At 30.9% G+C, this 15497-nt stretch carries 14 protein-coding genes; 13 read left to right on the top strand and 1 reads right to left on the bottom strand.

Translation table 11 applies throughout. From position 1 onward, the window contains the following. Positions 1 to 21: 21 nt before the first annotated feature. The 9 genes from spoIIAA (at position 22) to holA (ending at position 9667) form a co-directional block, all read left to right on the top strand. Complete coding sequence (gene spoIIAA / locus OCU55_RS02150) at positions 22 to 357, top strand: anti-sigma F factor antagonist (protein WP_200272515.1); 336 nt, start codon at positions 22 to 24, stop codon at positions 355 to 357. A gap of 30 nt (positions 358 to 387) precedes the next feature. Continuing rightward, a complete protein-coding gene (gene spoIIAB, locus OCU55_RS02155) occupies positions 388 to 804 on the top strand; it encodes an anti-sigma F factor (RefSeq protein ID WP_427847031.1) in 417 nt (138 codons plus the stop codon). Between the two features lie 10 nt (positions 805 to 814). Beyond that, positions 815 to 1573, top strand: a complete 759-nt coding sequence (gene sigF, locus OCU55_RS02160; RefSeq protein ID WP_261850673.1) for an RNA polymerase sporulation sigma factor SigF — start codon at positions 815 to 817, stop codon at positions 1571 to 1573. A 538-nt stretch (positions 1574 to 2111) separates the two neighbouring features. Then, entirely contained in the window at positions 2112 to 2570 is a 459-nt protein-coding gene (spoVAC, locus tag OCU55_RS02165) for a stage V sporulation protein AC (RefSeq protein ID WP_261850674.1), read from the top strand. Positions 2571 to 2624: 54 nt separating this feature from the next. Further along, positions 2625 to 3668 (top strand): stage V sporulation protein AD, encoded by a 1044-nt coding sequence (gene spoVAD, locus OCU55_RS02170; RefSeq protein WP_261850675.1) that lies wholly within the window; start codon positions 2625 to 2627, stop codon positions 3666 to 3668. 14 nt (positions 3669 to 3682) lie between these two features. Further along, positions 3683 to 4042 (top strand): stage V sporulation protein AE, encoded by a 360-nt coding sequence (spoVAE, locus tag OCU55_RS02175; protein WP_261850676.1) that lies wholly within the window; start codon positions 3683 to 3685, stop codon positions 4040 to 4042. Between the two features lie 173 nt (positions 4043 to 4215). Beyond that, positions 4216 to 6744, top strand: a complete 2529-nt coding sequence (locus OCU55_RS02180; protein ID WP_261850677.1) for a P-type ATPase actuator domain-containing protein — start codon at positions 4216 to 4218, stop codon at positions 6742 to 6744. A 141-nt stretch (positions 6745 to 6885) separates the two neighbouring features. Beyond that, positions 6886 to 8646: a ComEC/Rec2 family competence protein gene (locus OCU55_RS02185; RefSeq protein WP_261850678.1), complete on the top strand. Its 1761-nt coding sequence runs from the start codon at positions 6886 to 6888 to the stop codon at positions 8644 to 8646. Then, positions 8639 to 9667 carry a DNA polymerase III subunit delta gene (gene holA, locus OCU55_RS02190; RefSeq protein WP_261850679.1) on the top strand — a complete coding sequence of 343 codons (1029 nt, stop codon included), beginning with the start codon at positions 8639 to 8641 and terminating at the stop codon, positions 9665 to 9667. Before OCU55_RS02185 ends, holA begins: the two co-directional genes overlap by 8 nt. A gap of 315 nt (positions 9668 to 9982) precedes the next feature. On the opposite strand, the gene rpsT is transcribed toward holA, so the two are convergent. Beyond that, on the bottom strand, positions 9983 to 10246 hold the full coding sequence (gene rpsT, locus OCU55_RS02195; RefSeq protein ID WP_128212528.1) for a 30S ribosomal protein S20: 264 nt from the start codon (positions 10244 to 10246) through the stop codon (positions 9983 to 9985). A gap of 379 nt (positions 10247 to 10625) precedes the next feature. Between rpsT and gpr the strand changes: the two genes are divergently transcribed. The 4 genes from gpr (at position 10626) to lepA (ending at position 15272) form a co-directional block, all read left to right on the top strand. After that, positions 10626 to 11600, top strand: a complete 975-nt coding sequence (gene gpr, locus OCU55_RS02200) for a GPR endopeptidase (RefSeq protein WP_261850680.1) — start codon at positions 10626 to 10628, stop codon at positions 11598 to 11600. A gap of 190 nt (positions 11601 to 11790) precedes the next feature. Beyond that, complete coding sequence (locus OCU55_RS02205; protein ID WP_261850681.1) at positions 11791 to 12876, top strand: stage II sporulation protein P; 1086 nt, start codon at positions 11791 to 11793, stop codon at positions 12874 to 12876. Positions 12877 to 12955: 79 nt separating this feature from the next. Then, positions 12956 to 13345 (top strand): hypothetical protein, encoded by a 390-nt coding sequence (locus tag OCU55_RS02210; RefSeq protein ID WP_261850682.1) that lies wholly within the window; start codon positions 12956 to 12958, stop codon positions 13343 to 13345. 121 nt (positions 13346 to 13466) lie between these two features. Continuing rightward, the gene (gene lepA, locus OCU55_RS02215; RefSeq protein ID WP_280923792.1) at positions 13467 to 15272 is read left to right on the top strand and encodes a translation elongation factor 4; all 1806 of its coding nucleotides are present in this window, start codon (positions 13467 to 13469) and stop codon (positions 15270 to 15272) included. Positions 15273 to 15497 lie beyond the last annotated feature (225 nt).

Raw genomic sequence — 15497 nt, forward strand, 5'->3', positions numbered from 1 at the left:
CTCTATTTTAGAGTAATATTTATGGATTTAAATTTTAAAAAAGTTGAAGATAATTTGATAGTGGCACTGACAGGTGAATTGGATCATCATAGTGCAGAGGAAATAAGAGTGAAAGTTGATGATAGAATTGATAGAGATGGAGTGAAAAGTCTTGTCTTTGATTTTTCTAGGGTGACTTTTATGGATAGTTCAGGAATAGGAATGGTTATAGGAAGATATAAAAGACTTTTAATGAGAAATGGTAAAGTAAGTGTAGTGGCAGCAAATAAAAATGTAAAGAGAGTATTTGAATTATCGGGTATGTTCAAAATTATTAATTCTTACGAAAGCATAGACGATGCTATTAAATGCATTTAACAAGGGGGAATTAACGTGGAAGGAAATAAAATGAAGATAGAATTTTTAAGTAAATCTCAAAATGAGGGTTTTGCAAGAGTTGCTGTAGCTGCCTTTATATCTCAACTTGACCCGACAATAGAAGAATTAAGTGATGTCAAAACTGCTGTATCAGAAGCTGTAACCAATTCAATAATTCATGGCTATGAAGAAAAGGAAGATGGAATAGTCAGCATAGAAACTATATTGGAGGGGAGTGAAGCTACCATCATAATTGAAGATAATGGAACTGGAATTAAAGACCTAAATGTGGCAATGCAACCACTGTATACTTCTAGACCTGATTTAGAAAGATCAGGTATGGGATTTACTGTTATGGAGACTTTTATGGACTCTTTAGAGGTGTTTAGCAATGGAGTAAAAGGAACTAAGATAGTAATGAAAAAGAAATTCAATTCTGTAGGTTAGGTGATAATCTATGGAGTATAATACTTTTAAAAGAGAAGAGTTCAATTATGATGACAATACAGAACTTATAAGGCAGGCAAAAAAAGGCAGCACAGAAGCGATGAATAGACTTATTGAGATTAATATGCCTTTAGTTTCATCTATAAGCAGAAAATTTCTTAATAGAGGCTATGATTATGAAGATATATTTCAGATAGGATCTATAGGGCTTGTAAAGGCTATCAATAATTTTGATGATTCCTTCAATGTAAAATTCTCAACATATGCTGTACCGATGATTATGGGAGAAATAAAGAGATTCTTAAGAGACGATGGTTTTATAAAAGTATCTAGAAATACAAAAACCTTGGCAAGAAAACTTCACTTCAGTAGGGAAGAGCTTTCGAAGAAGTTGGACAGAGAACCTACTATTGAAGAATTAGCAGAGTATTCAGGGGTAGAAAAGGAAGAAATTGTGTTTGCTTTAGAATCCGCTAATAGTATGCAATATCTGTATGATACAATACACCAAGATGATGGATCACCAGTATTACTAATCGATAAGATAGCTGAAAATGGTGAAGAAGATGAAGAAATGGTAGACAGGTTAGCTTTAAAGGAAGCCTTAAAGAGTTTAGAGCCGAAATCAAGGCAGATAATACTTCTTAGATATTTTAAAGATAAGACTCAGATACAGGTAGCAAAAATGCTTGGGATTAGTCAAGTACAAGTTTCGAGGATTGAGAAGAAAGTACTTCAGCAAATGCGAAAAAAATTATCTGAATTTTAAAAAACGGATGGATAACCACCGTTTTTTTTTGTTTAAATGATTTCAAAGTACTGTAATTAAATTAAATGGTTAATCATCCAATGTTTTAATAAGCTTGCGCAAAGAATTAATATGATTTTCTCATATTCCGTGGCTAAAACTGTAAACTCACTACGTTCGAACAGTACAGTTTATTAACGCCACTTCATCTGAAAAAATCATTTAATTCTAACTAGCTCGCTTATATAACATCTCCTGCTTAACCATTTAATTTAAAAAATAGATTTAATCATAAGCTTTTGCTTATATACTTTATTAATGATAAGCAAACTTGATACTGAAAGATCGCTAATGGAAATTGGCGGTTTTTATTTTTTGCATTTTTTAGAAACTAAATTTTGGTGCTTATAAATATTCCATAACTCCACAAAATATAACCATAATAATTGAGATTTGGTTTTAAAGTTAACATAACAATAAGTACATCATTATAAGGTTAAAGTTGATAGAAATATGTATCCAAAGTTAAAAAATATTTTTACAAGGAAGAAGGGGACATATGGAATCAAAAGAAGCACATATAAAGAAAAAATTTAATCAATTATCTAAAGAATCTGAACCTAAGCCAAAATTATTAAGAAACTGTATAAATGCTTTTATTGTAGGTGGTATTATTTGTGATATAGGTGAATTTTTTTCTAACACACTTACATCTTGGGGGGTTCCAAAAGATGATACAGCTACTTGGGTTGCTATAATAATGGTCTTTATAGGAGCACTGTTAACTGGTGTAGGAATATATGACAAAATAGCAGCATTTGCAGGAGCTGGCACTGTGGTTCCTATAACAGGATTCGCCAATTCTATAGTATCTCCAGCTATTGAATTTAAGAAAGAAGGTTTTATTTTCGGTCTTGCAGCAAAAATGTTTACTATAGCTGGTCCAGTACTAGTGTATGGAATAGGTACCTCTGTAATAGTAGGAATAGTCTACTATGTAATTGATTTGTTTTATTGAAAAATTAAACCTTTATAATCTAAGGGTTAAAGTCATAAAAAGTGAGGGATAGCTATGAAAAATGCACATAAGAAGGTAGGAAAGCAGACAGTAAAACTCGATAATCCACCTAAGATAATATGTACTACAAGTATTGTTGGACCTAAAGAAGGAGATGGACCATTAAAAGATTATTTTGACATAATACTCAGTGATGATACCAATGGTATGGAAACTTTTGAAAAGGCTGAAACATCGATGATGTACACTGCTATAAAAGAAACTATAGAAAAAGCGGGGTTAAAAGAAGAGGATATTGATTATCTTTTTGCAGGAGACCTACTTAATCAATTAGCCTCATCAAGTTTTGCAGCAAGAGATATAAATATCCCTTTTGTAGGATTGTATGGAGCTTGCTCAACAATGGCTGAATCTATTGGACTTGCATCACTAATTATGGATGGAGGATATGCAGAAAACGTAGTTGCAGCTACCTCTTCACATTTTAGTGCTGCAGAACGACAATTTAGATTTCCTCTTGAATATGGCTCACAAAGATCAGAGTTAGCACAATGGACTGTTACAGGTGCAGGAGCTATGTTACTATCCCACAGTGGAAACAAACCTGCAGTGACATATGTGACTACTGGATTAGTTAAGGATTACGGAATAAAAGATGCTTCAAATATGGGCGCTGCTATGGCACCAGCAGCAGTTGATACAATTTATAGACATTTTCAAGATACTGGACGCGCCCCTGAAGACTATGACATAATTGCTACTGGTGATTTAGGTCTTGTAGGCAAGGAAATAACAAGTAAACTATTACTAGAATATGGTTATGATATAAGCAATGTTTATGTGGATTGCGGATCTGTTATATATGATAATGAAAGACAAAAAACTAACTCTGGAGCTAGTGGATGTGGGTGTTCTGCAGTAGTAACCTGTGGATACTTTTATAAAAAGATGCTTAAAGGAGAAATAAAAAGGTTGCTGTTGGTTTCAACTGGAGCCCTTATGAGTACAACAACTTCCCTTCAGGGAGAGTCAATTCCAGGAATAGCTCATGCAGTAGCCATTGAGTATGACGATAAGCTACCTTGTGACAGTAATTAGGAGGAGATATAGCAATGAGTGAGTATATATATGCATTTGTAATTGGAGGAGCTATGTGTGTAATAGCTCAGATATTAATGGATAAGACAAAACTTACACCTGCGAGAATATTGGTAGCATTTGTTACTATTGGAGCTATACTAGGAGCGTTTAATGTGTATGACAAACTTATAGATATAGGAGGAGCTGGTGCGACTGTACCTTTACCAGGCTTTGGAAACTCACTATCTAAAGCTGCTATTAAAGAAGTTAAAGAAAAAGGAATAATAGGTGCTTTTACCGGAGGAATAAAAGGAACAGCTGGCGGAATAACTGCAGCAATATTCTTTGGTTATATAATGGGACTTATATTTAATCCTAAAACAAAATCTTAGTGATGAATCTAAGAAAAAATAAGTATGTTCACTAGAAATACTATCTCTGCTATAATGCTTATATAAACTGATTTGTTAATAAATTATTTACTATTATTACATATAGGTAATAAAGTGTCATAGTCTATTAAACGAAAATTAACTAGTAAATAAATGTGACAGGAGCAAAAATTGTGGAGAGATGGTATAACATACCTTGGAGTAAGGTGATTGATAAATTAGAAAGTGATTTAAATAAAGGATTAAGTATTGATGAAGTAAATAAGAGAAGAGAATTAAATGGAACAAACATAATGCCTATTTCAGTAGAGCAAACTTCAAGAACTATACTTCTAAAATTGCTGTTTAGACCGTGGTTTTTTATAATGTTGGCTACAACAGCAATTTTTATCTTTTTTCATTTCTTTCTACAAGCAGGTGTGATAATTTTATTAGCCATGGCAACAATGTCTATAAGATATTATGAAGTTATAAAAAGTAGGAAAGAACTAAATGTATTGAATGGATTAGATTATACATCGACTCGTGTTTTAAGAAATGGCATAAGGGGAGATATAAAATCTGAAGAATTAGTGGTTGGGGATATTGTGGTTCTTAAAAAGAATCAATTGGTACCAGCAGATATAAGAGTGATAGAAAGTGAAGAATTAAAAGTTAACGAGAAAAATATCACTGGAGAAGATTTTATAAGTGAAAAGTATGAGACTATGATAGAGGGCGCTGTTAACTCTTTATCTGAAATGAAGAATATAGTATTCAAAGGAAGTACAGTTGTTCATGGGGATGGATTAGGTATAGTTGTTGCTACAGGGGCTACTACACAACTAGGAAAAAATATGGCTTTACTAAACAGCTCTGGTATAAGAAAAAATACCTTAGGAATAGAATTGGAACAAAAACTTAACTCAATTACAATTTATGCTACATTAATCGCTGGAACTAGTGCTTTGCTTATTAATGCAATTTCTGGAAAGCGTCTGGATATTGATTTATTAATTTCTGAATTATATTCTGTTCAAACATTAGGATATGTAGTTATAGTAATACTTTTCATATATTTATATAAAAAATATCTAAAACAAGACGGAATTGAGGTAATAAACCTCTCAGTTTTAAGTGATCAAAAGAAGATAGATATAATATTTCTAGAAAAAATAGGAGCAATATCTATTAATAAGATGATCGTAAAGAAAATGTACACAGATGAAAAAGTCTATAACGAAGATGAAGGGGATAACAATGATATAAATCTACAAAGAATGATAAATATAGGGTTGCTAACTAACAATGCCATATACAATGTTAATGATGATACTGGTAAAGGTGATATAACAGAAATTGCTCTTCTAAGAATTGGGGCTAGCAGGGGAATTTATAAAGGTATGCTTATGACTAAGCAAAGAAGAATTTTTGAAATTCCATTTGATCTAGAAAGAAGAATGGTAACTACTCTAAATAAAGTAGAAAAAAATTATAGAGCTAATCTAAGAGGCGCTTTAGATGAAGTTTTAAGTAGATGTACTCATATCATGAAAGAAGGCGTAGAAAAGGAAATAACGGAAGAAGATATAGAAAATATAAAGAACTGTGATTATAACTTTTCTAATGAAGGTCTTATAACAATGGGATTTGCTTATCGAAGCTTTGGATATCAACCAACACCAGACGAAAATATTGAAAGTAACTTAGTTTTTGTAGGGACAATGGCATTTCTTAATCCAGTGGTTGATGAAAGTGATGATATAATAAAAACTTTGAAGAGAAACAACATTGCTCCTATGATTATAACAGAAGATAATAAAATAGCTGCGGCAAAGACTGCAAGTGATATATCTTTAATTAATAGTATAGATGAAGTTATATCAGGAGTTGAGCTAGATTCTCTTAGCGATGAAGAGATGATAAGTGTGCTTTCTAAAGTAAAAGTATTTTCAAGAATATCCTATGAAATGAAAAATAGAATAATAAATATGTTTATAAATGATGGATATAACGTGGCTGTAGTTGGAGATAATTTAACAGATCTTCCATCATTAAGTGCAGCTCAATTAGGAATATCTTATGGTGATAAGTGCTCTAGTTTGGTGAAGAAGTTATCCGATGTATATATAAAAGAAGAATGTTTACATAAGTTTTTAGAGCTAAAAAAGAAGCTTACTATATTGAGAAGAAATATATATATTGGTAGTAGCTTGCTAAAATATTTAATAGTATTGCAAATTTCATCAATAATAATCCCTGAAATATTAAATCTTAACTTTACAAAAGATATTTATTTGATAGCTGCAGAAAATCTAATAACAATTCCACTTTTAGCCGTTGGCCTTTTATTTAATGATAAGTATATAAAAAGAGAACCTAGTTCAACTTATCTAGTTGCTACAGCTTTAGGGGAAACATTCTTAATCGGGGTTATATGTAAGCTGGTAGCTGGTATGGATTATGGGCTTATGATAACAATTTGTTTCTACTTACTTTTACTTATAAAAGCAGTGTTTACTTTTGATATTAAGCTAAAAACATCTGAAAGAGTGAAAAGATTATTACTTTCAAGCCTTAGTATCTACATAGGAATAACTGCGGCAGCATTATTAATATCATATAAAGTAGATGTAAAAGGTATAGTAGTGTCAATTATATTTATAGCTTTATGTGTTATTGGTGAAATTTTTTCAAATAAGTGGAAAGAATATATGGTATAGCACTTATGTTATAAATTGACTGATTTGAAAGGAACAAGTATTATACATAGTTAAAATAGATTGGGTGATTTTTAGGTACGGGTACTTAAAACAAATAGAATTTTAATATTTAAGCTATTATATATAATACTTTTATTTGCAATGATAACTAAATTTATAAACAATGTAGAGATAAGTAGACCGGCAGTTAATATATTAATTTCTTGTATAGCAGGTATTATAACTTTCAATCTTATTCAAAAAAATATCTATGGTGCAGTGTTAGTTACTGCATCATTTTTTTTATTACATTTTATTATATACGGAAAAAAGTTCATGGTGGTTATTTGCATATTTTTTATAGCTTCATATATAAATTGCTTAATATACTATTCATTAGAAACTGAATATAAAACTGTATTCAAAGTCGTTGCAGTTAATCCTAAAAATAAAATTGTAGAGATAGGTAGGCAAAGTTTTAAAATTGATGGGATTAAAACTGAGCTTAAAGATGGAAGTAAGTATTTGATATATGGGAGTTTTAGGCGTGAAGCAGATATTGAAAAAGGTGTAGTAGGAACTATAAAGGTTGAAAAATATAATTTTTTAGAATATGGATTTAGCGGGATTGTTAATTCTAAGCAGGATTATTTTTATAATACCTTGAAAAAGTATGTAGGGGAAGAGGGCTCGGCATTAGTTTGTTCTGCAGCATTTGGATACACAAAATATATTAAAAATGAGCAAAATGTGCTTATGAGTAAATATGGAATCATCCATGTAGTGTCTGTTTCAGGCTTTCATATTGCAGTAATATATTCTATTATAGAAAAACTACTTGGCTTCAAATTTGCTTTAGTGTTTAGCTTTATATACACCTTATTTAGTGGCGGAAAGTCTTCAACTTGGAGAGCTTTTTTAATGATATTTATTCTTAAACTATCAAAGAAGTTGTATAGAAAGTATGATTCAATATCTGCACTAAGCTTTTCGGCTATACTGTTGTTGATTTATAAACCATACTTCATATATGATATAGGTTTTAATCTATCGTACCTGTCTACCCTGGGGATATTATTGTTTTATAATAAGTTGAAAATAAAGTTTTACAAATTACCACAAATACTAAGTGATACCTTCTGTATTTCAATAGCAGCACAAGTTTTCTCCTTTCCAGTAGCCACGTTAGCTTTAAATAACTTTTCTCCCAACTTTATATGGGGAAATCTTTTTCTATTACCTTTATTCACGCCTATCGTAATTTTAGGAAATATAGCCTTTATGCTAATGTGGAATGGAATGCTTCTTAAAATTACAGCTTATATAATAAAAATATTTATAATAGCCTTGCAAGGAGGCATAGCAGTTGTTGATAAATTTTCTTTGAATATAACCACAATAAATTCTAGTATTGTATATGGATATGTGTTGATGCTTATATGCTTTTACATGTACCAAAATGGTTATAAAAAAGCTAAACATGTTTTATGGATGGTTGTTTTTACTGTTATTTTATCAATGTACAAATTTGAAACTAAGGTAACTATTATAACAGATGGAAAAACAAAGGGAATACTTATGGAACAAGGTTTTCGTAGGGTATTAATCACAGAGGCTTTGTTAGGATATAATTATAATATCTTGAATAAAAACTACTATCCTACTGAAAGTATAGAATGGAAGAATAGAAAGTTGTATTCATATAACGGTATAACAATAATTCCTAATGATGAAGAAAAGGAAATAGTAATAGTAAGTAGCAAAAATAGTTATATTTTAACTATTAATAATCAACCTTATGTTTGTAATCAATCCTATGATATAATAAAAATTGATGAAAATAAAAGCTTTATATTAGATCAAAAGAATACTAGAGCTTTAAATGATAATATATTAGACTCTGAAGGTGATAACAGTGATTGATTTAGATGGATTAGATAACTCTATAAAAAAAGGAAAATTAGAAGGCTCATATGTTTTTGTTGGATTAGACGAAATGATAATAAATGAAAACATAGATAAAATAATTGATAAAACTGTGGATGGTCAATTCAAAGACTTAAATTATATAAAATTAGATGGGATGAAAGTAACTTTTGATGAAATGATGAATGCCTGTGAGACTCTGCCTTTCTTTAGTGAGAAAAAGGTAGTTGTAGTATTTAGAGCAAATTTTTTAAGAGATAAGACTGATGCTGCAGGAACTAAAGTTTATAGTCAGCTGGTGGAATATTTGAAAAATCCACCACCTCACTGTATATTAGTTCTTTATTATCTGCAAAACGATAAAAGAGAAAATCCTAATAGGAATAAGAAGTTAACCGCTTTAGAAAAAAGTGCTACTGTTGTGAAAGTAGATAAATTAAAAGGTGAAAAGTTATATAAAAAGGTTAACTCAATCTTTGAGGAAAAAGGTAAGATAATAGGTAAAGTAGAATTAAGATACTTTTGTGAAGCGGTAGAAAACAATTTTAATATAATTGAGAGAGAAATTGATAAACTAATAAGCTATACAGAAGGAAGAGATATTACACGGGAAGATATAATAAAGATGCTTCCTCATAAAAGTGAAGACGATGTTTTTGATTTAGTTGATTTTATAAGTCAAAAGAAATCAGAAAAATCTATAGATATAATGAATGAGCTTATAAATAAAGGTGAAAATTTAATGTTGATATTATCTCTTATACAAACTCAGTTTACCATGCTTTACAAAATAAAACTTGGAATAGATAAAGGCAAAAATAAGGATGATCTAGCAAAAGAAATAAGAAGACCAGCTTTTATTTGTGAAAAACTTATGTCCCAAAGTAGGAAGTTTTCATATAAGCAACTGTATAATTGTATGAAACTGTGCATAGATACAGAAAAAAAATTGAAAAGCACTGGGTTTGATAAAAAAACTGAGATGGAAATCATGATAATGAGTACCTTGATGGTTTAATAAAAAGTATTGTGTTAAAATTTAATGGTTATCCATCCAATGCTTTAATTTCAGTTGCTCGCTCATATAGCATCTCCTGTATAACCATTAAATTTTAATAATATTTTTTTTATATAACCTAAAATAAAAAAGAAGTTAGCATATACTAACTTCTTTTTTTGTTTGAGAACCAGCTTTTAACTATTAATTTATGGATGCTCGAAAACAATAACGTTGTTATTTTTGAACATGCATAAATTAAGTTTTTATTCTGGAACTAAAAAATAGATATTGAGAGAAATAAATAACCGGTCTTTAGACCGGTTTACAAGCTTATTATGCTATAGTGTTTAACTTAGCAGCTAATCTTGATTTCTTTCTAGCAGCCATATTCTTATGGATTACTCCTTTAGCAGCAGCCATATCTAAAGCTCTTGCCGCGTCCTTATAAGTAACCTTAGCTTCTTCAACATTGTTAGCGCCAGCAGCTACTTCAAACTTCTTTATAGCTGTTTTAAGAGCAGATTTTATAATCTTATTTCTTAAAGTCTTAGTTTCAATAACTTTAATTCTCTTTTTTGCTGATTTAATATTTGCCATTCATGTTCACCCCCTTCAATTTTATAGGGTCTCTGCAGTTTTGGGGAAATCTGCGTACGAGTTCATATTCAACAAGTGATATTATAGCATTGATAAATGGCTAATTCAAGTACTATTTTATTTTTTTAAGCCAACCAATCTAGTTTATTCCAGTTAATATTATACAAAAACTAATATTACGTATGTTATTTATTACATATTATTTGTTGTCAAAAAACATTAAAATTATACAAAAATTTTAAAATCAATTTATTAAACATACATTTATACTATTTTTAATGTAAAGTAATACAGAATCAGTTTTGATATATATAAAATTAATAATTATCACTTTTATGGGATAAAATATGTATAAAATATTTTGTATAGAGGTGACTATATGATAAACGTAAGAACAGATTTAGCTGTAGAAGCACGAGAGTTATATAAGCAAATAAATAAGAGAGAAGCTGACGGGATTATTTCTGAAGAAGAAGAAATAGATAATATAAAAGTAACAACTGTTACTATAGTGAATGAAGATGGTGCGGCTAAGATTGGAAAGCCTATAGGTACTTATATTACTATAGATATACCAGAATTCACCCATTATGATGGAGAAATAATGGATGATGTATCTGAAGTTTTAAACAATAGCATGCAAAAATTAATAGGTGTAAACACATCTAAGACTGCATTAGTTGTTGGACTTGGAAATTGGAACGTTACTCCCGATGCTTTAGGTCCAAAGGTTGTAGAAAAACTAATGATTACAAGACATCTAAAAGCTGTAATGCCAGACTCTATTGACGAATCAGTAAGACCAGTATGTGCCCTGGCTCCAGGAGTTCTAGGTATAACTGGTATAGAAACTGGTGAAATAATTAAAGCAGTAGCAGATAAAATAAAACCAGATATGGTTATATGCATAGATGCATTGGCGTCTAGAAGTATAAGAAGAGTTAACAGAACTATACAAATTGCCAATACTGGAATTTCTCCAGGAGCTGGAATTGGCAACAAGAGAATGGAGATTAATGAGGAAAACTTAGGTATTCCGGTTATTGCAATAGGTGTGCCTACCGTAGTTGATGCCGCTACAATAGTGAACGATGCTATGGATTTAGTTTTAGATGAAATGGTAAGTCAATCTACTGAAGGTGGAGAGTTTTATAAAATGCTTAGTAACATTGACAAAAATGAAAAGAGCCATTTAATAAAATCCTTATTAAATCCATATGTTGGAGATTTAATGGTTACTCCGAAAGAAGTTGATGTAGTTATAGATTCAGTTTCAAAAATAATATCAAATGGATTAAATATGGCATTACAATCTAATCTAGATATGGATGATATAAATAAATTCATGAGTTAATAAATTAGGACCTAGGTGAAATTAAATGGTTAGCATCTCCTGCATAACCATTTAATTTCAATAATACTTTTAAACGTAGCCTAAAGTTAAGTGATACAGTTATAACTAAAATCATATTTAAATTGTAAGTTAGGTTAACATAATCTATAGACTTGTCTCATATAAATATTTAATATGAGGAGGGGATATAGTGTATTATAATAGGAGGAGAGTAAAAGAGCATAATTCATTAAAAACTATGTTGCTTATGTGTGTCTGCTTAGTGATTGCTGTTGCTATGTTATTTACTAATGTAAGAACATCATTACTTAAGAATTCATATCTATATATCAAGGCCATTGAAACATCTATACCGTATTTTGGCGCAAGTGTACAAGCTGATAATAGTAGTTTTAAAAACATATCTTTGAGAGATAGTATTTATGACAAGATTAGCTCTGATCTAGTAAGTCCGTCTAAATTATTATCTGCTGAAATACCATTCTTAAATATTGGTAGTGATGAAAAAGAATATGAAGAGAATTTTGCTACAATAAATCCTTTTAATCTTTCAGATGCTGCTGTGGCTAAAATTAATCCAGAAGAGCTTCAGCAACAACAAGGACAACAGCCGAATAATCAAACTCCAGTGAAAGTATCGGCAGCATTTAACCCAAGTTTGAAAAAACAGCTAAATGAATCTAAGCCGGAAATCTTAATATATCATACTCATACAACTGAGGCATATAAGCCTGCCGGGGCTGATTCTACTGAGGAACAGTATAGTGTTGTAGGTGTTGGAACTCAATTAGAAAAAGAACTTGAGAATTATGGGATATCAGTTATCCATGATAAGACAATGCATAGCATGGTATATAATGATAGCTATTTAAGATCCGCTGAAACTGTAAAAAAATATCTCAATAAATATGGTAATAATTTTAAATTGATTATAGATCTTCATAGAGATTCTGCAGAAAGTAAAAGTGCAAGTACTATAAACTTAAATGGTGAAAATATATCAAAGATGATGTTCGTAACCGCGCAAAATACACCTTACTATGAGCAAAATAATGCTATAACTGAGAGTTTGAATGAAACAGCTAGAAAGCTTTTTCCTGGATTTTCGAAAGGAATACTATCGTATAAGAGAGGGATGAATTCCTTTAACCAAAATCTTAGTAATCACTCAATTTTAATAGAAATTGGTTCAGATATTAATTCAAGTCAAGAATCTCAAGGCTCTGCAAAGTATGTTGCTAGAGTTATTGCAGAATATTTAAATGGTAAAAAGTAATGTGAATTGGTATAAGTGAATATTTTTTCCAAAAAATGAACATCCTTATAGATATAAATCATATCTTGGGGGTGTTTTTTTGAGAAAGATAGCAAATATTATTATCGTAATGATGGTTATTTCCTTCGTACTGTGGGGAATTATAAATATAAATATTATAAATACAGCTTCTCTGAGTAAAAGTACTGATGGCGTAAGTTCCATATCACAGAATGATTATAAAGAGTTAAAAGATGAATTTGGACAGGATTTCTTAGGGCTTTTAGAAGATGACTGTGAGGTTAAGATTCATGATGAAGATGGAAGCTACAAGTTGGAGTTCAATGGTAAGTACTACAATATAGATTCCATAGGATCAAAACTGCAATCACTTGGCATAATAAAAGAAAAAGGAAATTGGGTTTTTAATAAAATTAGCAATGGTGTAGAATATTTTTATGAAAAAATTAGTAATAAGATTAGTGGTTAAATAACATAATTTTATAGTTATTGACAATCAAGCTGGATACTATGATATAATTTAACAAGATTTAATCTACATGGGGGTGAAAACTGTTCCAAGGATATTCCTTGAGGATGGGTTTATGAATATGCAAAGTAATAGACAGAAACACATAAGAAACTTTTCAATAGTTGCACATATCGATCATGGTAAGTCTACTTTAGCAGATAGACTTCTTGAAACAACAGGGACCTTAACACGAAGAGAAATGGAAGAACAAGTTTTAGATAATATGGAGCTTGAAAGAGAAAGAGGCATTACAATAAAGTCTCAGGCTGCAAGACTTGTTTATAGAAGAGAAGATGGAGAAGAGTTTATACTAAACTTGATAGATACTCCTGGGCACGTAGACTTTAATTACGAAGTATCTAGGAGTTTGGCTGCTTGTGAGGGTGCTGTTCTAGTAGTAGATGCAACACAAGGAATACAAGCGCAGACACTAGCAAACTGTTATTTAGCTTTAGATAATAATTTGGAAATTGTTCCAGTAATAAATAAGATTGACCTTCCTAGTGCGAGACCGGAAGAAATAAAGCAAGAGATAGAAGATGTTATAGGAATTGAATCTCATGATGCACCTCTTATATCAGCAAAAACTGGGCTTAACATAATTGATGTATTAAATTCAGTAATTGAAAAGGTTCCAGCACCAAGTGGAGATGAAGAGGCTCCTCTGCAAGCTCTTATATTTGACTCGTTTTATGATAGTTATAAGGGCGTAGTTTCCTATGTAAGAGTTAAAGAAGGTTCTGTTAAGGTTGGAACTAAAATAAAACTAATGGCTACAAACAAAGTTTATGAAGTTACAGAGGTAGGTGTATTTACTCCAGGATTTATGCCGATTTCAGAACTTAGAGCTGGTGATGTTGGATATGTTACTGGTTCGATAAAAAATGTTAGAGATGCTAGAGTAGGTGATACCATCACTGAAGCAGATCGTCCAACTAGCACTGCACTTCCAGGATACAAACCTGCTGTTCCTATGGTTTTCTCAGGTATATATCCTGTAGATGGAGCTAAGTATGAGGAACTTAAAGAAGCTTTAGAAAAGCTTCAAATAAATGATGCAGCACTTTCTTTTGAACCAGAAACTTCAGTTGCATTAGGTTTTGGATTTAGATGTGGATTCCTAGGGCTATTACATATGGAAATAATACAGGAAAGAATTGAAAGAGAATTCAATCTAGATATTATAACTACAGCACCATCCGTTATATATAAAGTTATAAAGACAGATGGTGAATTAATAGAACTTACAAATCCAACAAATCTTCCAGAGCCAACTGAAATTGACTATATGGAAGAACCTATAGTTAAGGCTTCTATAATAAGCCCAACAGAATATGTTGGACCAATAATGGACCTTTGCCAAGAGAGAAGAGGAAAATATATTGATATGGAATACATTGAGACAACAAGAGTTGTTATCAACTATGAGATTCCTCTTAATGAAATAGTTTATGATTTCTTTGATGCGCTAAAGTCAAGAACTAAGGGCTATGCATCGCTTGATTATGAACTAAAAGGCTATGAAACTTCAGAACTTGTTAAGTTAGATATTCTTCTAAATGGAGATACTGTTGACGCATTGTCAATGATAGTTCCTAAAGAAAGAGCATATCATAAGGGTAGGGGAATAGCCGAAAAGTTAAAGGAAATAATTCCAAGACAGTTATTTGAAATTCCAATACAGGCAGCAGTAGGATCTAAAATTATTGCAAGAGAAACAGTAAAGGCAATGAGAAAAGACGTACTTGCAAAATGTTATGGTGGAGATATATCCAGAAAGAAGAAACTTTTAGAAAAGCAAAAAGAAGGAAAGAAGAGGATGAGACAGGTTGGTTCTGTTGAAGTTCCACAAGAAGCATTTATGTCTGTTTTAAAAGTTGATTAAAGAGTTCCTATATCGAAACCTTAATTTTATACTTGTTTTAAAATCACTCCTTCAGGGGATTTTTAGGCAAGTATAAATTAATAGTTGAGTTAGGAACTCTATAAGGATAAAATAATTCAATCCTATGACTCAAAATAAAGATTTCGATGAATCTACGGATTTTTATTTTCATAAGTTTAAGTATGAATTAGTTCATTTAAAGATAGATTTGATTGGAGGTAACAG

The sequence above is a fragment of the Clostridium folliculivorans genome, assembly GCF_024341905.1.
Classification (GTDB): domain Bacteria; phylum Bacillota; class Clostridia; order Clostridiales; family Clostridiaceae; genus Clostridium_AR; species Clostridium_AR folliculivorans.

What these genes read in the sequence shown, in the direction of transcription:
- sigF (WP_261850673.1), top strand. Translation starts at nt 815, where the DNA reads ATGGAGTATAATACTTTTAAAAGAGAAGAGTTCAATTATGATGACAAT.
- spoVAC (WP_261850674.1), top strand. Translation starts at nt 2,112, where the DNA reads ATGGAATCAAAAGAAGCACATATAAAGAAAAAATTTAATCAATTATCT.
- lepA (WP_280923792.1), top strand. Translation starts at nt 13,467, where the DNA reads ATGCAAAGTAATAGACAGAAACACATAAGAAACTTTTCAATAGTTGCA.
- rpsT (WP_128212528.1), bottom strand. Translation starts at nt 10,246, where the DNA reads ATGGCAAATATTAAATCAGCAAAAAAGAGAATTAAAGTTATTGAAACT.
- gpr (WP_261850680.1), top strand. Translation starts at nt 10,626, where the DNA reads ATGATAAACGTAAGAACAGATTTAGCTGTAGAAGCACGAGAGTTATAT.
- OCU55_RS02185 (WP_261850678.1), top strand. Translation starts at nt 6,886, where the DNA reads ATGATAACTAAATTTATAAACAATGTAGAGATAAGTAGACCGGCAGTT.
- spoVAE (WP_261850676.1), top strand. Translation starts at nt 3,683, where the DNA reads ATGAGTGAGTATATATATGCATTTGTAATTGGAGGAGCTATGTGTGTA.
- spoIIAB (WP_427847031.1), top strand. Translation starts at nt 388, where the DNA reads ATGAAGATAGAATTTTTAAGTAAATCTCAAAATGAGGGTTTTGCAAGA.
- spoIIAA (WP_200272515.1), top strand. Translation starts at nt 22, where the DNA reads ATGGATTTAAATTTTAAAAAAGTTGAAGATAATTTGATAGTGGCACTG.
- spoVAD (WP_261850675.1), top strand. Translation starts at nt 2,625, where the DNA reads ATGAAAAATGCACATAAGAAGGTAGGAAAGCAGACAGTAAAACTCGAT.